Source organism: Ruegeria sp. BG3, from assembly GCF_056538485.1.
Map to the genome: position 1 here is coordinate 352,835 of NZ_JBQFTE010000002.1, position 19,170 is coordinate 372,004.

General features: G+C 60.8%; 17 protein-coding genes. 11 read left to right on the forward strand and 6 right to left on the reverse strand.

Going from position 1 to position 19,170, the window contains the following annotated elements; translation table 11 throughout:
- Positions 1-54: 54 nt before the first annotated feature.
- A complete protein-coding gene (locus ACR0AI_RS05360) occupies positions 55-1,299 on the reverse strand; it encodes a sarcosine oxidase subunit beta family protein (RefSeq protein WP_480672379.1) in 1,245 nt (414 codons plus the stop codon).
- Between the two features lie 175 nt (positions 1,300-1,474).
- On the opposite strand from ACR0AI_RS05360, the gene ccmI reads away from it, so the two are divergent.
- Genes ccmI through ACR0AI_RS05375 form a run of 3 tightly spaced genes read left to right on the forward strand, consistent with a single transcriptional unit; the run spans position 1,475 to position 3,410 of the window.
- Entirely contained in the window at positions 1,475-2,701 is a 1,227-nt protein-coding gene (ccmI, locus tag ACR0AI_RS05365; protein ID WP_480672162.1) for a c-type cytochrome biogenesis protein CcmI, read from the forward strand.
- On the forward strand, positions 2,698-3,162 hold the full coding sequence (ruvX, locus tag ACR0AI_RS05370) for a Holliday junction resolvase RuvX (protein ID WP_480672164.1): 465 nt from the start codon (positions 2,698-2,700) through the stop codon (positions 3,160-3,162). Before ccmI ends, ruvX begins: the two co-directional genes overlap by 4 nt.
- A gap of 17 nt (positions 3,163-3,179) precedes the next feature.
- A complete protein-coding gene (locus tag ACR0AI_RS05375; RefSeq protein WP_170374099.1) occupies positions 3,180-3,410 on the forward strand; it encodes a DUF1289 domain-containing protein in 231 nt (76 codons plus the stop codon).
- Between the two features lie 521 nt (positions 3,411-3,931).
- Here ACR0AI_RS05375 and ACR0AI_RS05380 read toward each other — a convergent pair.
- Genes ACR0AI_RS05380 through dusA form a run of 3 tightly spaced genes read right to left on the reverse strand, consistent with a single transcriptional unit; the run spans position 3,932 to position 6,581 of the window.
- Positions 3,932-4,717 (reverse strand): hypothetical protein, encoded by a 786-nt coding sequence (locus ACR0AI_RS05380; RefSeq protein ID WP_480672166.1) that lies wholly within the window; start codon positions 4,715-4,717, stop codon positions 3,932-3,934.
- A complete protein-coding gene (locus ACR0AI_RS05385; protein ID WP_480672168.1) occupies positions 4,711-5,535 on the reverse strand; it encodes a sulfite exporter TauE/SafE family protein in 825 nt (274 codons plus the stop codon). The genes ACR0AI_RS05380 and ACR0AI_RS05385 overlap by 7 nt, the downstream gene beginning before the upstream one ends.
- A gap of 38 nt (positions 5,536-5,573) precedes the next feature.
- A complete protein-coding gene (dusA, locus tag ACR0AI_RS05390) occupies positions 5,574-6,581 on the reverse strand; it encodes a tRNA dihydrouridine(20/20a) synthase DusA (RefSeq protein ID WP_480672170.1) in 1,008 nt (335 codons plus the stop codon).
- 191 nt (positions 6,582-6,772) lie between these two features.
- On the opposite strand from dusA, the gene ACR0AI_RS05395 reads away from it, so the two are divergent.
- Positions 6,773-8,785 (forward strand): CocE/NonD family hydrolase, encoded by a 2,013-nt coding sequence (locus ACR0AI_RS05395; protein ID WP_480672172.1) that lies wholly within the window; start codon positions 6,773-6,775, stop codon positions 8,783-8,785.
- A 32-nt stretch (positions 8,786-8,817) separates the two neighbouring features.
- Here the strand turns inward: ACR0AI_RS05395 and ACR0AI_RS05400 are convergent, their stop codons facing one another.
- Positions 8,818-9,429 carry a TetR/AcrR family transcriptional regulator gene (locus ACR0AI_RS05400; RefSeq protein ID WP_480672174.1) on the reverse strand — a complete coding sequence of 204 codons (612 nt, stop codon included), beginning with the start codon at positions 9,427-9,429 and terminating at the stop codon, positions 8,818-8,820.
- A 138-nt stretch (positions 9,430-9,567) separates the two neighbouring features.
- Here ACR0AI_RS05400 and ACR0AI_RS05405 point away from each other — a divergent pair, with 138 nt between their 5' ends.
- From ACR0AI_RS05405 to ACR0AI_RS05435, 7 genes are all read left to right on the forward strand, one after another.
- A complete protein-coding gene (locus ACR0AI_RS05405) occupies positions 9,568-10,032 on the forward strand; it encodes a (2Fe-2S)-binding protein (RefSeq protein WP_480672176.1) in 465 nt (154 codons plus the stop codon).
- Positions 10,033-10,035: 3 nt separating this feature from the next.
- Positions 10,036-12,222: a xanthine dehydrogenase family protein molybdopterin-binding subunit gene (locus ACR0AI_RS05410; RefSeq protein WP_480672178.1), complete on the forward strand. Its 2,187-nt coding sequence runs from the start codon at positions 10,036-10,038 to the stop codon at positions 12,220-12,222.
- Positions 12,223-12,352: 130 nt separating this feature from the next.
- Positions 12,353-13,672 (forward strand): glutamine synthetase family protein, encoded by a 1,320-nt coding sequence (locus ACR0AI_RS05415; RefSeq protein ID WP_480672180.1) that lies wholly within the window; start codon positions 12,353-12,355, stop codon positions 13,670-13,672.
- 59 nt (positions 13,673-13,731) lie between these two features.
- Positions 13,732-14,412 carry a type 1 glutamine amidotransferase gene (locus ACR0AI_RS05420; RefSeq protein WP_170552894.1) on the forward strand — a complete coding sequence of 227 codons (681 nt, stop codon included), beginning with the start codon at positions 13,732-13,734 and terminating at the stop codon, positions 14,410-14,412.
- Positions 14,412-15,770, forward strand: a complete 1,359-nt coding sequence (locus tag ACR0AI_RS05425; RefSeq protein ID WP_170374109.1) for a glutamine synthetase family protein — start codon at positions 14,412-14,414, stop codon at positions 15,768-15,770. The genes ACR0AI_RS05420 and ACR0AI_RS05425 overlap by 1 nt, the downstream gene beginning before the upstream one ends.
- Positions 15,771-15,790: 20 nt before the next feature.
- The gene (locus ACR0AI_RS05430; protein ID WP_480672182.1) at positions 15,791-17,095 is read left to right on the forward strand and encodes an NAD(P)/FAD-dependent oxidoreductase; all 1,305 of its coding nucleotides are present in this window, start codon (positions 15,791-15,793) and stop codon (positions 17,093-17,095) included.
- Between the two features lie 115 nt (positions 17,096-17,210).
- Positions 17,211-18,425 carry a DegT/DnrJ/EryC1/StrS family aminotransferase gene (locus ACR0AI_RS05435; RefSeq protein ID WP_480672184.1) on the forward strand — a complete coding sequence of 405 codons (1,215 nt, stop codon included), beginning with the start codon at positions 17,211-17,213 and terminating at the stop codon, positions 18,423-18,425.
- Here ACR0AI_RS05435 and ACR0AI_RS05440 read toward each other — a convergent pair.
- Positions 18,413-19,168 carry a trypsin-like serine peptidase gene (locus ACR0AI_RS05440; RefSeq protein ID WP_480672186.1) on the reverse strand — a complete coding sequence of 252 codons (756 nt, stop codon included), beginning with the start codon at positions 19,166-19,168 and terminating at the stop codon, positions 18,413-18,415. The genes ACR0AI_RS05435 and ACR0AI_RS05440 overlap by 13 nt on opposite strands.
- Between the last annotated feature and the right edge of the window lie 2 nt (positions 19,169-19,170).

A 19,170-nucleotide genomic window follows, 5' to 3' on the forward strand; every position in this document is an offset into this window, starting at 1 on the left:
GTCGGCACTCGGGCCGACCAGAATTCTGTGTTGTGGCCACCTCGGGCAGCGCCCTTAGTGAGCCACCCCGGCGGCGACGCTTTCGTCGATGAAGCGGCCCTCTTTGAAGCGATCCATCGAGAAGGCTTCGGTCAGCGGTGAATGACCTGTGGCCATCAGCTGAGCCATACCCCAGCCCGAGCCCGGAATGGCCTTGAAGCCACCGGTGCCCCAACCTGCGTTTATGAAACAGCCCTGAAGCGGTGTTTTCGACAGGATCGGAGACCGGTCACCGGTCATATCCACAATCCCGCCCCACTGGCGCAGCATTTTCAGGCGCGAGATCATCGGGAAGGTCTCGACCAATGCGCGGACGGTTTCCTCGATGTGATGGAAGCTGCCGCGCTGGGTGAAGTTGTTGAAGCCGTCGGTACCGCCGCCGATCACCATCTCGCCCTTGTCGGACTGCGACATGTAGCCGTGAACAGTGTTGGCCATCACGACCACGTCCATGCAGGGTTTGATCGGCTCGGACACCAGCGCTTGCAGCGCAACGGCTTCCAGCGGCAAGCGGAAGCCCGCCATTTCGGCCAGCTGACCGGAATGGCCCGCAACGACGATCCCCAGCTTGTCACAGTCGATCGCCCCTTTGCTGGTATCAACGCCAACAACGCGACCATTGTCCGAGCGCACGCCGGTGACTTCGCATTTCTGAATGATGTCCATGCCCATGGCCGAACAGGCGCGTGCATAGCCCCAAGCCACAGCATCGTGACGCGCGGTGCCGCCGCGTTCCTGCCAAAGGCCACCCAGAACCGGATAGCGCGGACCGTCCAGATTGATGATTGGCACCAGCTCTTTCACGCGTTCGGGTCCGATCCACTCGGTCTTCACGCCCTGCAGTGCGTTGGCATGCGCAGTGCGCTGATAGCCACGAATTTCATGCTGGGTCTGCGCCAGCATGATCACGCCGCGGGGGCTGAACATGATGTTGTAGTTCAGGTCCTGGCTCAGGTCCTCATAGAGACCCCGCGCCTTTTCATAGAGCGCCGCCGAAGGATCCTGCAGGTAGTTCGACCGGATGATGGTCGTGTTCCGGCCCGTGTTCCCGCCGCCCAGCCATCCTTTTTCGATGATGGCGACATTCTGAATGCCATAGTTCTTACCAAGGTAGTAGGCGGTCGCCAGACCATGCCCCCCGGCACCGACGATGATCACGTCGTATTTTTTCTTCGGCTCAGGCGAGCGCCATGCGCGCTCCCATCCGGTGTGATAGCGCAAGGCTTCGCGCGCGACAGCAAAGGCTGAATAGTGTTTCATAAGCGAATCCATCCGGTTCGGTGATTGGCGCAGGTATGCCGCGTCGACCGGGTATATCCACGCCGGTCAACGCCGCAATATAGCACTATTGCGACATGTGACACATTCGCGGCCATTTGTCCCTTTTTTTAGGCGGCCCGCAGGTCTAAGTCAGGGCAGAATTTCAGGAGAGAGCATGACGTTCTGGGTCATTTCATGTCTGATCGCGCTACTGGTCGCAGGGTTCCTTGGCTACACGCTTTTGCGCGGCCGCCGCGCGGACGAGCCAACCGCAGCCTACGATCTGCGCGTCTACCGCGAACAACTGGCCGGTGTTGACCGTGATCTGGCCCGAGGAGTCATTGGCGAAGCCGATGCCGAAAGGGTCCGCACCGAGATCTCGCGCCGCATTCTGGCGGCGGACGCGCAGATGCAGGGCGACCGGGCAACCTCGGGCCCGTCGCGCGGGGTTTCCGTCGTCACCATCGCGATCGTAATGCTGGTCGTGATCGGCGGCGCGCTGGCGTTGTATTACCGAACCGGTGCCGTCGGCCTGCCCGACCAACCCCTGACCGCAAGGCTGGCATTGGCCGAGGAGGTCCGGACAAACCGCCCGGCGCAAGAAGCGGCCGAAGCTCTTGCCACTCCGCCGCAGCCGCGACAACTGGAAGAAAGCTACGCAACGCTGCTCCAGCAACTGCGCGACACAGTGGCGGCCCGGCCGAATGACCTGCAAGGGCATATCCTGCTGACACAGCACGAAGCCAATGCGGGCAACTTCAAGGCCGCTTATGCCGCGCAGCAACGCGTTATCGAGCTTTCGGGTCAGGCCGCAACTGCCGATGACTACTCGGATCTGGCCGAAAAGATGATCCTTGCGGCAGGCGGCTATATCTCGCCCGAGGCCGAGCAAGTTCTGGCCGCCGCGCTTGAGCGTGATCCCCGACACGGCCCGGCGCGCTACTACTGGGGGCAGATGCTGGCCCAGACCGGACGTCCCGACCTCGCCTATCGTGTCTGGGTCGACACCGCGCAGGATGCGCCGGCGGGCGCACCGTGGGCTGATGCCATTCGCGCCCAGTTGGATGAGCTTGCCTTCCGCGCGGGGGTTTTCAACGGCCCCGACCCCAGCTCATTGGGCCAGCCCGGCCCAAGTCAGGACGATGTCGCCGCAGCAGCCGAGATGACCCCGGAAGAACGGCAACAGATGATCCAGGGCATGGTTGACCGTCTGTCCGATCGCCTGGCGACCGAGGGCGGCCCTCCTCAAGACTGGGCGCGCCTGATCGCGGCGCTGGGTGTCTTGGGTCAGGCCCAGCGTGCAATAGATATCCGTGACGAAGCCGAGATCCTCTTTGCCGACAACCCCGAGGCGCTTGAGATGATCGATGCAGCCGCCCTGCAAGCCGGTATTGCCCAATGATCCACGACGATTTTGAGGGTTTCGCCGCTTCCCTGTCGCCGATGACGGCGCTGATGGGGCTGGATCTGGGCGAAAAGACCATCGGCGTGGCGGTCTCGGACCGGATGCGCGGAGTGGCCAGCCCTCTGGAGACTGTCCGTCGCAAGAAATTCACCCTCGATTCCGCACGTTTGCTTGAGTTGATCAAGGATCGTGAGATCGGCGGCGTCATCCTCGGGCTACCAAAAAACATGGACGGTTCCGAAGGCCCCCGCTGCCAATCCACCCGCGCCTTTGCCCGCAACTTAACCCGCCTGACCGACTGCCCCATCGGCTTCTGGGACGAGCGTCTGAGCACAGTTGCGGCAGAAAAGGCACTTTTAGAGGCGGATACGACACGAAAACGTCGCGGACAGGTTATTGATCACGTTGCAGCAGGGTATATCTTGCAAGGAGCGCTGGACAGGCTGCGCTTTTTGTAACGGGTCGGAGACGACGAATGACGAACATGGTTTGGCAGCGCGATGAGGTCGAAAGCCCCTGTGTACGAATCTGTGTTGTCCACCCGACAGAACAGATTTGCACCGGCTGCTACCGCACCCTTGATGAGATCGCGCGCTGGTCCCGCATGGACAGCAGCGAACGCGCCGAAATCATGGAGGCTCTACCCGCCCGCAAACCACGCCTCGCCAAACGGCGCGGCGGGCGTTCGGCCCGCCTGAAAAGCTGACCGCTCAGTCCACCGCGCTGGTTTCATCCTTTGATTTGTCACACCTGCCCTGTTGTCGGGTCGCGAGTTCATCCTTGAACAGGTCTGAGTATTCGGACCGGCTGGTTCTTGGATGTTTTGCAGGCCGTTCCATCGTGGTGTCGACAGTCACGGGTTGCGCGTGATCTCGCAGCTTGGAAAAGCGTTGTAGAAAGCTTTTGAAAGACATTAAGAACCAATCAATTAAGTTGCCTGCTGCGGGCCGGACGCACGCCTCGAAAAAAAGCGAGGCGAAAGCCGGTTCCGTGAGTGAGTGGCGACCCGCAGCGGCACGGTCTGGCTAAAGAGTTTTCAGCCGGAACGACGAAGAAAACGCCCTCAGTTGTATATTCATTGACTCAGCAATCAATAAACTTATCGCAAAGTGACCCGACGTCATTTTTCGTGACAAGCCGGGTTTTGAAGCCCACAAGTTGCGAAACGGGGAGATGTGGGCGTGGTCTGCTGGGGTAATTCGCGGGAACCGTTTCCCTCACGAGACATCAGCGTGTTTCAATCCATTCCGCGACGCCGTTGGCGCATTCGGGGCGGAAATAGGCAATCATCCGTCCATCCGGCCCGGCGGTCGCCCCATCTGGCCATGGCGCGACTCCGTGAAGGCAATGGCGGTGCAGCAGATAGGCCTCGCCAGGTTTGGCAGGCAATTCGATCCTTGGGCAGGTCTCGAACACCTCGCGGCGGGTCGCTTGATAGATGTCGGTGATGTCGACCTGGCTCAGATCGGTCTGGGACTGATCCGCAAAAGCCGCTCTAAAGGCCTCGCCCATTGGGATATGACTACCTTCCCACAACACCATGGGCGAGGCATCGGGGCTGGCTTCCGACAGGGGAATGCCCAAAATCCACGCATGCGGTTCATCCACGCGACGGCGGCGATCCGGACCCATAGGTCGCAACCCATCCACATGGGCCGCGTCGCGATTGCGCCTGTAGCGCCCGGCGGCCTCGCTTTCACCCTTCCGAGGGCGGGGATACCCCGGATAGATGATCGACACCTGCCCCGGATGCAGCGGCAATGCGCCCAGATGCGCCGCGATGAAATCCATAGCCATCCCGGACAGCGGATTTGACGCCCCTACTTTGCCCAGTTCATCATTGGGCAAGGCGTCGACACCAACAAACCATGTGCCCTCGCAATCCAGCCATTCGGCATGTTCAGGGGCCGTGACCGACTGCTGAGCGGCGGGCAAAACCTGCCCAATCCATTCCGCCAGAGCCGGGTCGAACGGGAATTTGACCCAACCCTTCGCCCAGAAATCCTCTACCATCCCAACGCCTTCCGCAGCATGTTCAAAGCGACCAGTGTCAGGAACAGTGCAAAGACCCTCTTGAGCGGCTTCGGGTCCATCGCATGAGCGAGTTTAACGCCCCACGGGGCGGTGATCATCGTCATCGCGACTACTATCCCGAAGGCCACCAAGTTCACGGCCCCGATCGTCAGCGGAGGCCTGTGTTCAGGGGCAATCTCCAGAAAGAGAAAACCCAATACAGATGGCACGGCAATGATCACTCCGAACCCTGCAGCAGTTGCCACGGCGCGGTGGATGGGCGTGTTGTAAAGGCTCATGAGCGGGACACCGAAACTGCCGCCTCCGATCCCCATCAGCACCGACAGGAAGCCTACGGATGGGGACAGAACCGCGCGCTTGATCCCCTTGGGCATCGCGTCCCCCAAACGCCATTCCGAACGGCCAAAACCCAGATACGCGCCGATCACCATGCCCAGAACGCCGAACAGTGCCTGCAGAGCCTCTGTCCGCAGCGCCGAGGCGACCAGCACGCCGAAAATCGCCCCCACGACGATACCCGCCCCCCATCCGCGCAGGATCTCCCAATCGACTGCGCCCTTCTTGTTGTGGGCCAGTACCGACCGGATCGAAGTTACGATGATCGTTGCCAGCGAGGTCGCCAGACACAGCTGCATTAACTGTGGCCCACCATATCCAAGCGTTTGGAACGCATAGAAAAACGCAGGCACAAGCACGATGCCTCCGCCAACGCCCAGCAGCCCCGCCAGAACCCCCGCAAGTGCGCCAATTACAAGCAAAAGGCCCAGCATCTGGGCCAGCAACATCGTCTCGGGCATCTTCCCCCCAAACCGGTCAGAGACCGGGCTTCATTCGTTCAAACCTCGGCCAGAGGCGCCACGTGATCGAGCGCCTTCAGCATCACTTCGGGCCCTGCCCCATCCCGCACCGCCCCTTCCGACAGCGCGCGCCGCCAGGCCCGTGCGCCAGGGCGACCGGCAAAGAGGCCGAGCATATGCCGCGTGATCTGGTGCAAACGCCCTCCGTTGACAAGGTGCCGCTCGATATAGGGCACCATTTGCCGCGCCACCTCGATCGGGTCCCGAGCGCTGCCGCTCTGGTATATCCGCATATCCGCCTCGGACAGAATGTCCGAGGGCTGGTGATAGGCCGCCCGTCCGATCATCACCCCGTCCAGCCCGGCCTCCAGATGCGTTAGCGCCTCGTCCAACGAGGTGATGCCGCCATTGATCGAAATGTGAAGATCCGCGAAATCGGCCTTCATCTGATGAACGAGGTCATAGTCCAGCGGTGGGATATCACGGTTCTCTTTCGGGCTGAGCCCCTGCAGCCAGGCCTTACGCGCATGGACCGTCACCCGTCGGCACCCTGCCTGTCGTATCTTGTCCAGAAAGTCCGGCAGCACGTCGCGCGGTTCCTGATCGTCCACGCCAATCCGGCATTTGACGGTCACATCCACCGAGACGGCCGCACGCATGGCGGCCACGCAGTCGGCGACACGCGCGGGGTCTTTCATCAACACAGCCCCAAACGTGCCCGATTGCACCCGGTCCGAGGGGCAGCCGCAATTCAGGTTGATTTCATCATACCCGGCCTCGGCCCCAAGCCGCGCCGCCTGCGCCAGTTCCTCGGGGTCCGAGCCGCCAAGCTGCAATGCAACGGGATGTTCTTGCGAGCTATAGTCCAACAGATGCAACGCCCTTCCACGCACCAGCGCTGGCGCGGTGACCATCTCGGTGTAAAGCAGCGCGTGCTCACTCAGCAGCCGATGCAGAAACCGGCAGTGGCGGTCGGTCCAGTCCATCATGGGTGCCACGCTTATACGCGCTGCTCGGTCCAAGTTTTTCACGTTTTTCTCTGTCAACTGACAAATCCCGGTCTGTGCCTGCGTGTGGCTATCACAGCGGGACGGCAAACTTGAGTCACATTTTGCGGCCCGAAGCCTCCTATTAGGTTGCACGCTGAACGGGTTGTGCGTTTCATACGACCAAAAGCGGCGACGCGACATAGGTGCTTGAGAGAAACACAAGCCGAAACAACAGGAAGGACCCGGCGATGAATAGCGTAGAGGTGATCGAAACCGTCTTGATTCCGATGCCCGATGGCACGCAATTGGCTGCTCGTCTGTGGTTGCCACCCAATGCGCGCGAGACTCCGGTGCCCTGCCTGTTGGAATACATCCCCTATCGTCGCCGAGATCGCACGCGTCTGCGCGATGAAACCATGCATCCGCGCTTTGCCGAGGCGGGCTATGCCTCGATCCGGGTGGATATTCGCGGCAACGGCGATAGCGGTGGGCTGGCCGAGGATGAATACTCTCATCAGGAAACGCAGGACGGCGTTGATGTCATCGCGTGGCTGGCCGAACAGCCATGGTGCGACGGCAATGTCGGTATGTTCGGCAAAAGCTGGGGGGCCTACAACTCGTTTCAGGTTGCAGCCAAACGCCCCCCTGCGCTGAAAGCCATCGCCCCGGTGATGGGTTGCGACGACCGCTGGCGCGAAGACATCCATTTCTACGGAGGCGTCCTGGCCGGCGACAATTTCTGGTGGGGATCGATCATGCAATTGCTGAACGCCTTCCCCCCGGACCCAGAAATCGTAGGAGAGGACAAGTGGCGCGACCTCTGGCGTGACCGGCTTGATGCGATGGAGTTCTGGCCTGCCATGTGGCTGGAACACCAGACTCATGACGAGATGTGGCGACGTGGCTCGATCTGCGAGGACTATGACGCAGTCAATGTGCCCGTCTACTATTTCGGCGGCTGGGCAGACCTGTATCGCGACACGCCGTTCCGTATTTCGGAACACCTGAATGTGCCGGTCAAGGTGATGATGGGCCCGTGGTCGCACCTCTACCCGCATGAAGGCAAGCCCACCCCTCAGGTCGATTTCATCGCCGAGGTGCTCCGGTTCTGGGACTATTGGCTGAAGGGGATCGACACCGGGATCGCGGACGACCCGCCGCTGCACCTGTATTTGATGGACAGCATGCGCCCCGCTGGAACGCAAACGCACCGTCCCGGGCGCTGGGTCGAGGAGCCCAGCTGGCCCTCGCCCAATGTGTCGAACGAGACCTATTGGCTGAACGCGGGGTCGCTGGACGCCCAGGCGCAAAGAGGCGCGCCGATGCAGATTACCTCTCCGCAGACGTTCGGCTCGGCCGGTGGGGTCATGTGTTCTTTCGGTATTCCGGGCGATTTGCCTTTGGATTGTCGGATCGACGCCGCTGGGGCGATGGTGTTCCGCAGTGACACGCTGGAGTCATCGGTGGACATTCTGGGCCAACCTGAACTCGCGCTACGGGTCAGTGTCGACCAACCTCAGGCTTTTGTCGCAGCCCTGCTGATTGATGAAGCCCCCGACGGCGCGCAAACCCTGATCTCGCGCGGGTTCTTCAACCTGATGCACCGCGACAGTGACACAGAACCAACCCCAGTCGTGCCCGGAGAAGAGATGGACATCTCGATCCAGCTGCACGCCATCGGCTACAACGTTCCTGTCGGTCACCGGATCATGGTGCAGCTTGCGACCGCCTATTGGCCCATCTTGTGGCCCGCGCCGAACCCGGTTTGCGCGACTGTCGTGCCCGGCTCCTCGGCCTTGTCGTTGCCCGTTCGCACCGATGCACCAGATGCGCCGGCGCCTCGGGACCTTCCGGTTCCGGCCCCGGGATCGGTGCCCGAGACCTCGACCAGAGGTCAGGGCGGGTCCGAGACGACGCTGACACGGGACGCCCACACCGGCAGGCTGACGGAGCGCGTCTTCATCGGTGGCGGCGTTATGGGCCCATCAGCGAAGAAGGTGCTCGAAACAGGGACCGAGATTTCCGACTCGTCCGAGCGGATTTACTCCATCCTGCCCGATGATCCCCTATCCGCGACTGCGACCATGCGGCAGGAAACCCGCTTTGAGCGTGGCGATTGGGATGCACGTATCAAGACCTGGTCTCAGCAGACGGCCACGGCAACCGATTTCGTGCTGAACGCCGCGGTCGAATGCTGGGACGGAGACACTTTGTTCTTCAAAACGGAATGGAATCACGTAATCCCACGCCACGGTATGTAGGGGCGGGTTTGTCCGTCCTGTGGCGCTGAACGCTACGCGGCATCCGGGCCGTATCTTCGCATCATCATCTCGACGCTGTTGTTGATCGTGTCCGCCATTTCCTGATGGCTGAGAACAGTGCCTGAGAACAACAGCGGCCAGAACGCCCGCGCCTTGATCAGGCCGATGAATTCGCGCCCAGCCTCTTCGGGGTCGTCGATCTTCAATTGCCCGTCCGCAGCGGCCTCGCGCAGCATGTCGATGAACGAGGCCGTCTTGTCCAGCTTGCCCTGCGCTTGTTCGGCCAACGTAGGGTTGCGCAGGATTTCGCTGATCACCATGCGGGACATGGCCATCACATCCGGCAGCATCAGAATGCGCCCCTCGGCCCAGGCCAGCTCGGTCAGTTGCTCGCGAACATCGCGCCCTTTTTCGTACCTGATCTCCAACACTTCCGCAAAGCGACTGGACAGTTCCGTCACGATTGAGCGGAACAGGTTTTCCTTGCTTTCGAAATACTTATAGAGCGTCCTTTTAGAGACTTCAGCCTGACGCGAAATACGATCCATGCTGGCCGCCGCGAACCCCTTTTCCTGGAATTCGGCCACGGCAGCTTCGATGATCTGTGCATATTTGGACGCATTGGGCGCGCTGATCTCATTCATGTCATTGCTATAGACCCATTGACAGCATCGGGTCAAACACTAGGTAAACGCGGGAGTTTACAGGCGCGACTTTCTGTGCCACATGTAAACCCGCCAGTTTACCGACTCAGGTAGCAAGCCAACACGGAGTATCCCCTCATGGCCATCAATCTGAAACTGAACGGCGAGACGCATACAGTCGACGCCGAACCCGGCACGCCCCTGCTCTGGGTGATCCGGGATGAGCTGAAGCTCACAGGAACCAAATTCGGTTGCGGTGTCGCGTCTTGCGGCGCCTGCACCGTGCATCTGAACGGCGAGCCCGTCCGCTCGTGCCAGACATACATCGAAGACGTCGAAGACTCCGAGATCACCACAATCGAAGCCGTCGGTGAGGACAAGATCGGTGCAGCTGTCCAACAGGCCTGGGTCGAGCTGGACGTGGTTCAGTGCGGCTACTGCCAGTCGGGTCAGGTAATGTCAGCCGTTGGTCTGCTGGCTGAGAACCCCAAGCCCAGCGCAGAAGAGATCGACGCATACATGTACGGCAATGCCTGCCGCTGTGCCACCTATCAACGTATCCGCGCCGGTATCCAGCGCGCATCTGAAATTCTGGAGGCCTGATCCATGACCATGAACACCTCTCGCCGTGGATTTCTGAAAGGCGCGGCTGCTGCTGGTGCCGTCCTACTGGTTGGCGCGCGCCCAGACGGCGCGCTGGCGGCGGCTTCATCCGAGACCGCTCAGTTCAACCCCTTCGTGAAAATTGATGCGGATGGCACCGTGACCGCCATCGTCAAACACTTTGAGAAGGGTCAGGGCCCTGCGACCGGTCTGCCCACGCTGATTGCCGAAGAAATCGGCCTGACAATGGACCAGATCGAATATGAATTCGCGCCCTCTGATCCAAACGTCTACAACAACCTTCTGTTCGGCCCGTTCCAAGGTACTGGAGGGTCGACCGCGATGGCGAATTCGTGGCTGCAATACCGTCAGGCCGGTGCAGCCGCACGCGAAATGCTGATCAATGCGGCGGCTCAAAGCTGGGGCGTCGACGCATCGGGCATCACCATCGAAGAAGGCATTGTCAAATCCGGCGACAAGTCCGCTCCGATTGCCGAATTCGTGGCCGCAGCCGCTCAACTGGACGCTCCGTCCGAGCCGCGCCTGAAGGACCCGTCCGAGTTCCGCCTGATCGGAAACGAAGCCGTTCGGCGTAAGGATTCGGCCATCAAAGGTAATGGTCAGGCGATGTATGCCATGGACGTCCACCTGCCCAACCAGATGATCGCCATGATCAAACGCCCTGAATCCAAAGGCGGAATTGCGCTAGGGTTTGACGATAGCGCCTCGAAAGAGGTCAAAGGCTACATCAGTGCCGCGGTTCTCCCCAACCAAGCGGGTGTCGCCGTCTACGCGGAAAACACCTGGGCCGCGATTCAGGCACGTGATGCGCTTGAGGTCGAATGGGATATGTCAGGCGCTGAAACCCGCGACTCGGATCAGATCAAAGCCGAGATCATGGACGCGCTGGAGGCAGAGCCGACCTACAACGTCAACAAGGCTGATTTTACAGCCGTCTCTGCCGCCATCGACGGCGCCGACACGGTGGTTGAGCGGACCTTCTACTTCCCGCTTCTCGCCCATGCGCCGATGGAGCCACTGAACTGCACCATCGAACAGACTGCGGACGGAGACATTGTCCTGCATGATGGCGCGCAGATGCCGACCGGCCCGCACATGGCGTACCAGCAGATCTTCGAGCTTCCGGCCGAGAAAATCCATATCAAAACGATGCTGGCAGGCGGGTCCTTCGGCCGCCGCGCGACACCAGATGCGGATTATCAGGTCGAGGCCGCGTTGGCCTTCGTGGTCACCGACCGCTCTCGCCCGGTCAAACTGGTCTGGACACGTGAAGATGACATACGCAGCGGCTATTATCGCCCTGCCTTTGGTCACAAAGTGCGCGTCGGTCTGGATGGTGAAGGGAATATCGTCGGATGGCACCATCAGATCGCGGGCCAATCGGTCATCAAAGGTACGCCCTTCGAAGCTGTTCTGGTGCATGACGGTGTCGACCACAGCTCGGTCGAAGGGGTCGCTGACAGCCCCTACGCCATCCCCGGCATGGCCGTGGGTCTGACGGATACACCGAAAGCGACGACTGTGTTGTGGTGGCGTTCGGTCGGTCACACCCACACCGGCTATGCGATGGAGGCCATGATGGACCTGGCCGCCGAGGCCGCCGGTCGCGACCCGGTCGAGTTCCGCCTGGCGCATCTAAGCGATGACACCAACGCCGATCAGGCCCGCAAGGCCGGAGTTCTGAAGCTGGTGGTCGAGAAGGCCGGATGGGGCAATGCACCAGCCGGGCGCGCGCAGGGGATCGCGGTCCACAAGTCCTTTGGCTCTTACGTGGCCGAAGTGGTCGAGGTGTCCGGCGATTTGGACAACGGTGTTCGCATCGAAAAAGTCACCTGCGCCGTGGATTGCGGCATTGCGGTGAACCCCGATGTGGTCAAAGCGCAGATCGAAGGTGGTGTCGGCTATGGCATTGGTCACGTCATGCGCGACCAGATCACGTTGACCAGCGGCGCGGTGGACCAGTTCAACTTCCCGGATTACGAGCCTCTGCGGATCGGCGACATCCAGGCGATTGACGTTCATATCGTCCCGTCAGCCGAAGCGCCCACGGGCGTTGGCGAGCCGGGCACGCCTCCTTCCGCCCCGGCTCTGGCGAATGCCATCCGCGCACTTTCGGGCGTGAAGGTCACGACCCTGCCGATGGCGGAAAACGGCGTAACCTTCGTCTGATCCTAAGACACAAGGCGTCGGCGCAATTTGTGCCGGCGCCTTTCTACCACCTCGGAAATTTGATCAAATTTCGTGACAAGGCCGTTTGGCTTCGCTACATCTCGGATAACCGAGAGGAGCTACAGCCCCAATGGACCTGAACGCCTTGCATAATTTCCGCGTTGCCGCCTGCGACCTGAACGGTCAGATGCGAGGCAAACGTGTCCCGCCTACCTATGCCGACAAGCTGAGCAAGGGTGCCGTGCGCATGCCATTCTCGGCCTTGAACGTCGATCTATGGGGCGCGGACATCGACGGAAGCCCCCTCGTATTCGAAACCGGTGACGCCGATGGCATCCTGCTTCCGACCGAGCGCGGGCCTGTGCCAGTGCCATGGCTGGAAACCTCGACGGCCCTGGTTCCCATGAGCCTCTATGACGATGACGGCGTTCCCTTTGCAGGCGACCCGCGCCATGCGCTTGCATCCGTGCTGTCGCGTTACGCGCATCGCGACTGGTCAGTCGTTGCGGCGACTGAGTTGGAATTCACCCTTGTCGACGCGTCCGGCCCCCAACCCTTGGCGCCGCTCAACCCGATCACTGGGCGCCGCCTGACAGACGAGGCGGTTCTGTCCGTCGCTGAAATGGACGCGTTCGAGGCGTTCTTCACCGACCTCTATGACGGGTGCGCTGCAATGGGCATCCCCGCACAAACCGCAATATCCGAAAGCGGTATCGGTCAATTCGAGATCAACCTCAATCATCAGGACGCCATGCGCTGCGCCGATGATACGTGGCTTTTCAAGGCTTTGACGCGCGGTTTGGCCCGCAAACACGGCTTTGCTGCGACCTTCATGTCGAAACCCTATGCCGAGGACGCGGGAAACGGGATGCATGTGCATTTCTCTGTCCTCGACCAAGATGGGCGGAACATCTTCGACGATGGAGGGCCCGAGGGCACCGACCTGCTGCGCTCGGCTGCGGCCGGGTGCCTCGCCGCCATGCCCGCCAGCACTCTGATCTTTGCCCCTCATGGGAATTCATACGCACGGCTAGTGCCCAGCGCGCATGCGCCCACCGGTGCAAGCTGGGCCTACGAAAACAGAACCGCTGCCATCCGTATTCCGGGCGGTGCCCCGGTGGCCCGACGTATCGAGCACCGCGTGGCTGGTGGCGACATCAACCCTTACCTGATGCTGAGTGCCGTTCTGGGCGCGGCGCTGGTCGGTATCGAGGACGGCATGGTGCCCCCTGCCCCGATCTCGGGCAATGCTTATGAAATTGACGGTCTGCCTCAGCTTGCTGGCAACTGGGCCGCCGCCATCGACCTATTCGAGAGTGACCCGATCATAACCCGGCTTTTCCCATCGGAATTGATCCGCAATCTGGCGATGACCAAACGGCAGGAAATTGCACGTTTTGCAGACCGCCCCGAAGACGAACACTGGCTAAGCTATCTCGAGGCCGTGTGACCCCCTTGCCCGAAGGCCCGCTCTCGGGTATTTCTGAATTTGATCAAATTCGGTGACTTATGAAAATCGGCATTCTACAAACTGGCCACACCCCCGATGCGCTCATGCAGGATTTCGGGGACTATGACTCTCTGTTCCCGGCATTGCTGGACGGGCATGGGTTTGAATTCAAAACCTTCGCAGTCGTTGACGGGATCTTCCCAGACAGCGCAGAAGACGCGGATGGCTGGCTGATCACGGGCTCTCGCTACGGGGCCTATGAGGATCTGCCATGGATTCCCCCGCTTGAGGATCTGATCCGACAGATTCACCAAAGCGATAAGCCGCTGGTGGGCGTGTGCTTTGGCCATCAGATCATCGCGCAGGCGCTGGGCGGCAAGGTCGAGAAATACCAGGGCGGCTGGTCGGTTGGACGCACCAAATATGACTTTGATGGCGACAACGTCTGGCTGAACGCCTGGCATCAGGATCAGGTCGTGGGCGTACCCGAAGGTGCTGAGGTGATCGGCAGCAACGACTTCTGCCAAAACGCCATGCTGCGCTACGGTGACCAGATCTGGACCGTTCAGGCCCACCCTGAATTTTCCAACGATTTCGTTTCGGGCCTGATGCGCACACGCGGAAAAGGCTTGGTGCCGGATGACCTGATGCAAGCCGCAGCGAACAGACAAACAGCACCAGACCACAATGCCCGGATCGCGCAGATCATGGCGGATTTTCTGAAGAAAGCGAGGGCCTGATGGCCGATTGGACAGACGCAGCACCGCAGGCCGCACAGGACTACATCGCCGGACATCGGCTGGATGAGGTCGAGTGCATCATCTCGGACCTGCCGGGCATTGCCCGAGGCAAGGCCGTTCCCGCATCTAAATTCGCGCGGCAATCCTATTTCCACCTGCCTGACAGTATCTTCTACCAGACGATTACGGGCGGCTGGGGTGAAGCCGCCGGTGAGGACGGATTCATTGAACGCGACATGATCCTGAAGCCGGATTTCTCGACCACGTCGGCTGCGCCTTGGACCGGCGACTGGACGTTGCAGGTGATCCACGACGCCTATGACCGCGACGACAATCCGATCCCCTACAGCCCGCGCAACGTGTTGAAGCGTGTCGTGCAGCTCTATCACGACAAGGGCTGGAAGCCGGTGGTCGCCCCGGAGATGGAGTTCTTTCTGGTCGCCCGCAACGTTGACCCGGCGCAGTCGATTGAGCCGATGATGGGCCGCTCGGGCCGTCCTGCCGCCGCGCGTCAGGCCTATTCCATGACGGCCGTGGACGAATTCGGTCCGGTGATCGACGACATTTATGATTTCGCCGAACATCAGGGGTTCGAGATCGACGGGATCACCCAAGAAGGCGGCGCAGGCCAGCTTGAGATCAACCTGCGCCACGGCAATCCGGTGAAGCTGGCGGACGAAGTCTTCTACTTCAAACGCCTGATCCGCGAGGCCGCTTTGCGTCACAATTGCTTCGCGACCTTCATGGCGAAACCGATTGAGGATGAGCCGGGCTCGGCCATGCATATCCACCATTCGATCATCGACATTGAGACCGGCCAGAACATCTTCTCCGGGCCGCAAGGCGGTGAGACCGACGCGTTTTATCACTTCATCGCGGGCCTGCAGACCCACCTGCCCGCCGGTCTTGCCGTGATGGCGCCGTATGTGAATTCGTACCGTCGCTACGTGAAAGACCATGCCGCGCCGATCAATCTGGAATGGGCGCGGGACAATCGGACCACGGGTATCCGGGTGCCGTTGTCGGGCCCTGAGGCACGACGCGTTGAAAACCGCATCGCCGGGATGGACTGCAACCCGTATCTCGGGATCGCGCTGTCACTGGCCTGTGGCTATCTGGGTCTGGTCCAACAGGAACGCCCGCGCCGTCAGTTCTACGGTGACGCTTATGAGGGCGAAGGGGATATTCCACAGGTGATGGGGAATGCTCTGGACCTGTTCGACGGAGCCACGGAACTGCATGAGATTCTGGGCCCCGAATTCGCCCGCGTCTATGGCATCGTGAAACGGGCTGAGTATGAAGAGTTCCTGCAGGTGATCTCTCCGTGGGAGCGGGAACATCTCTTGCTGAACGTCTGAGCCTTTTGGGGTCGCCAGGGATGAACCTTCTCTATTCCAACGATAGCAAGGCCGAGTATCCGGCAAGCTGGTATGCCGCGACAGCCAATCCGCTCGCGCGGTTCCCTGAGTTCAAGGGCGAAACGCGCGCCGATGTGTGCATCGTCGGTGGCGGCTATACGGGTTTGTCGGCTGCGCTGCATCTGGCCGAGGCCGGGATGGACGTTGTCCTGCTTGAGGCGCACCGAGTGGGCTTTGGAGCATCAGGCCGCAATGGCGGCCAGTTGGGCAGCGCCCAGCGCATGGACCAGGAGGATCTGGAGCGGCTCGTCGGACAAGACGACGCTGCCAAGCTTTGGGATCTGGCCGAAGATGCTAAGACCTTGGTCAAATCGCTGATTGAAAAACACAAAATTGACTGCGACCTGAAGCCTGGCATAGCCAACTTGGGTCTATCAGCGTCCGAGGGGAGCGAGCTACACGCCCATGCCGCGCATCTGTCGGACCGTTACGGCTACGATCAGATCGAGCTGCTGGATGAAGAGGCAGGCCACGCCCTCTGCCCCTCACCCGCTTACAAGGGTGGGTATCTGGACAAGGGGGCGGCGCATCTGCACCCGTTAAACTATGCGCTCGGTCTGGCCCGTGCCGCTGAGGCAGCGGGTGTGCGTGTCTTTGAGGGCACTGAGGTGACCGGGATCGAACAGGGCGAGCCGGCCACTGTTTGTACCGAAGGCGGGAAGGTCCGCGCCCGACACGTCATTCTGGCCTGCAACGGATACCTTGGGACGCTGAACCGGCAGGTCGCGGCGCGGGTGATGCCGATCAACAACTTCATAGCCGCGACGGAGCCGCTTGGGGATGAGGCCGCGCGAGTGCTGACGCAAGACGTTGCTGTCGCCGATACGAAATTCGTCGTGAACTACTTCCGGCTCAGCGCCGACGGGCGCCTACTGTTTGGTGGAGGCGAAAGCTATGGCTACCGGTTCCCTTCGGATATCGCCGCCACCGTGCGCAAACCAATGACCGAGATATTTCCGCATCTGCGGGACGTCAGGCTCGACTACGCGTGGGGCGGTACTCTGGCGATTACAATGCGGCGGATGCCCTATTTAACGCGTGTCGCGCCGAATATCCTGTCCGCCTCTGGTTATTCCGGCCATGGCGTCGGCACGGCAACACATGCCGGTCAACTGATGGCATTGGCCATCCAAGGGCAGGCAGAAGGGTTCGATACAATGGCCCGCGTCCCGGCCCTGCCCTTCCCCGGTGGTCCGGCCCTGCGCAACCCCCTGCTGGTGCTGGCGATGACATGGTACGCGATGCGGGATCGGCTGGGGATCTAGCCCCCTCTTCAATACGACAATTTGGTGAAATTTTGCCGATCTTGCGATTGGGGGCTTGGCACGGGCGGGATGCTTGATTTAATAAAGTGAAAGTTAGAATTCGGGAAAACCAAATATGACGCTGCCACCCAACGTTCATGACGCCGAACCCATCCCCGCCGCCGCACGAGACGCAATCGACGCCCTGATGCAGTCAGGCGACCTGTTTCGCTACACCGCGCCGCAGGACGCGCCGGTCTCTTTGCTGGAGTCCGAGTTCGCCGCGCTGCTGGGCACGAAATACGCTTTGGCCGTTTCCTCTTGCTCGGCTGCTCTGTTTCTTTCGCTGAAGGCACTGGGCCTGCCGCGGGATGCGCGGGTTCTGATCCCGGGCTTTACATTCGCCGCTGTGCCATCGTCGGTCGTGCACGCGGATTGCATTCCGGTTCTGTGCGAAGTTGGTCCGAACTACCGCATCGACATGGCTGATTTCGAGGCCAAGCTGGACGATGTGCAAGCGGTGATCATCAGCCATATGCGAGGCCATACCTCGGATATGGATGCGATCATGGCGCTGTGCGACGCGCGCGATATCCCGGTGATCGAAGATGCCGCCCATTCGCTGGGCACCACCTGGCATGGGCGCAACATTGGCACCATCGGCAAGATCGGTTGCTTCTCGTTCCAGTCCTACAAGATGATCAACGCGGGCGAAGGTGGTATTCTGGTCACCGACGACGCCGATCTGGTGGCCCGTACCGTGATCATGTCAGGGGCCTATGAGCATAACTGGAAGAAGCACAAAACCCCGCATGGCGACAACTCGCCCGAGTTGGAGCAGGCCTTTGCGCGCTGGCAGAACAAATTGCCGCTTTATAACTTGCGGATGAGCAACCTCAGCGCCGCAGTGATCCGCCCTCAGATCCCAGAACTGGCGCGCCGCGTGCGCGACGGGCTGGCGAACCACGACTATGTAGCGGAACGGCTGAACAGCTCGGACTATATCGACGTTCCCGCCCCGCTTGCGCCCGAACGTCGTGCGCCGGATTCGATTCAGTTCAATCTGGTTGGCATGGATGAGGGTGAAATCCGCGCCTTTGCCGCCGCATCCGAGGCGCGCGGCGTCAAAGTTCAGGTCTTTGGCATGAGCGAAGACAATGCCCGCGCCTTCTGGAACTGGCAGTTCCTGCCTGAGCAGTTCGAGCTGCCGCAAACGCGTGCCATGCTGATGACAGCCTGTGACGTCCGCCTGCCCGTGCGCCTGACGCGTGAGGAACTGGACGTGATCGCCGACATCCTGCTGGCCTCGGTCGGTGAGGTGATTGGCCCGGTTCCTGCTTACGGCACCTGAACTCCAAGCACTGAGACGAACAACGCGTCGATCCCTTCGGGGGTCGGCGCAATGCGGGACAGGACACCAGCAACCCGCAGCCCTTCCGAGGTATTCACCAACAGGGGGGCGCCGGAATCCCCCATCATCACCGGGCAAATCCCACGCAGCATTTGGCCTGCGTAAATACGCATTGCGCAGATCTCTGTCTGGCTCAGAACGTGGGGTCTCAGACCCGGATAGCCCACGACGAAACCTGCCTCGACCTCTTGATTTGCCGGCTTAACGAAACCGACCTCGGCACCGATCGGAGCGTCTAGTACAAGAATGGCCCAGTCCAAGTCGGGTTGAACGGAAAATTCGGCTGTTACATCCTGACCTGCGGGCAAGATATAGTCATCGGCCCGCGCAACCGAGACCGCCTCTCCCCGCTGGTACCCGGCAGCAAATCGAATACTCTCGGGTGGTATCCAGCGTTTGCGTGATCGATTGTAGAGACAATGCGCCGCCGTTAGCACATGGTTTTCCGAGATCAGAACGCCCGTACAATGAGATCGCTGATCCCGCCCTGCGTAGTTCACGCGACCAATAGCGCGCCAAGGGGCCCGAGACGCATCGAGAATCTCACGCGCCCGGATATCTTGACATCCCGAAGAGGTATCTGTGCCCAGCCGGCAGACTGCGGACCAGTTTTCAGAGAACTGCCCTTCGGCCCAAACGGCTTGCGAACACAACATAGCGACACAAAGGACCAGCCAGCGCATCG

Excerpts from the sequence above, each read along its gene's own strand:
- ACR0AI_RS05360 (WP_480672379.1), bottom strand. The coding sequence starts at position 1,299 with ATGAAACACTATTCAGCCTTTGCTGTCGCGCGCGAAGCCTTGCGCTAT.
- ccmI (WP_480672162.1), top strand. The coding sequence starts at position 1,475 with ATGACGTTCTGGGTCATTTCATGTCTGATCGCGCTACTGGTCGCAGGG.
- ruvX (WP_480672164.1), top strand. The coding sequence starts at position 2,698 with ATGATCCACGACGATTTTGAGGGTTTCGCCGCTTCCCTGTCGCCGATG.
- ACR0AI_RS05375 (WP_170374099.1), top strand. The coding sequence starts at position 3,180 with ATGACGAACATGGTTTGGCAGCGCGATGAGGTCGAAAGCCCCTGTGTA.
- ACR0AI_RS05380 (WP_480672166.1), bottom strand. The coding sequence starts at position 4,717 with ATGGTAGAGGATTTCTGGGCGAAGGGTTGGGTCAAATTCCCGTTCGAC.
- ACR0AI_RS05385 (WP_480672168.1), bottom strand. The coding sequence starts at position 5,535 with ATGCCCGAGACGATGTTGCTGGCCCAGATGCTGGGCCTTTTGCTTGTA.
- ACR0AI_RS05395 (WP_480672172.1), top strand. The coding sequence starts at position 6,773 with ATGAATAGCGTAGAGGTGATCGAAACCGTCTTGATTCCGATGCCCGAT.
- ACR0AI_RS05400 (WP_480672174.1), bottom strand. The coding sequence starts at position 9,429 with ATGAATGAGATCAGCGCGCCCAATGCGTCCAAATATGCACAGATCATC.
- ACR0AI_RS05405 (WP_480672176.1), top strand. The coding sequence starts at position 9,568 with ATGGCCATCAATCTGAAACTGAACGGCGAGACGCATACAGTCGACGCC.
- ACR0AI_RS05410 (WP_480672178.1), top strand. The coding sequence starts at position 10,036 with ATGACCATGAACACCTCTCGCCGTGGATTTCTGAAAGGCGCGGCTGCT.
- ACR0AI_RS05415 (WP_480672180.1), top strand. The coding sequence starts at position 12,353 with ATGGACCTGAACGCCTTGCATAATTTCCGCGTTGCCGCCTGCGACCTG.
- ACR0AI_RS05420 (WP_170552894.1), top strand. The coding sequence starts at position 13,732 with ATGAAAATCGGCATTCTACAAACTGGCCACACCCCCGATGCGCTCATG.
- ACR0AI_RS05425 (WP_170374109.1), top strand. The coding sequence starts at position 14,412 with ATGGCCGATTGGACAGACGCAGCACCGCAGGCCGCACAGGACTACATC.
- ACR0AI_RS05430 (WP_480672182.1), top strand. The coding sequence starts at position 15,791 with ATGAACCTTCTCTATTCCAACGATAGCAAGGCCGAGTATCCGGCAAGC.
- ACR0AI_RS05435 (WP_480672184.1), top strand. The coding sequence starts at position 17,211 with ATGACGCTGCCACCCAACGTTCATGACGCCGAACCCATCCCCGCCGCC.
- ACR0AI_RS05440 (WP_480672186.1), bottom strand. The coding sequence starts at position 19,168 with ATGCGCTGGCTGGTCCTTTGTGTCGCTATGTTGTGTTCGCAAGCCGTT.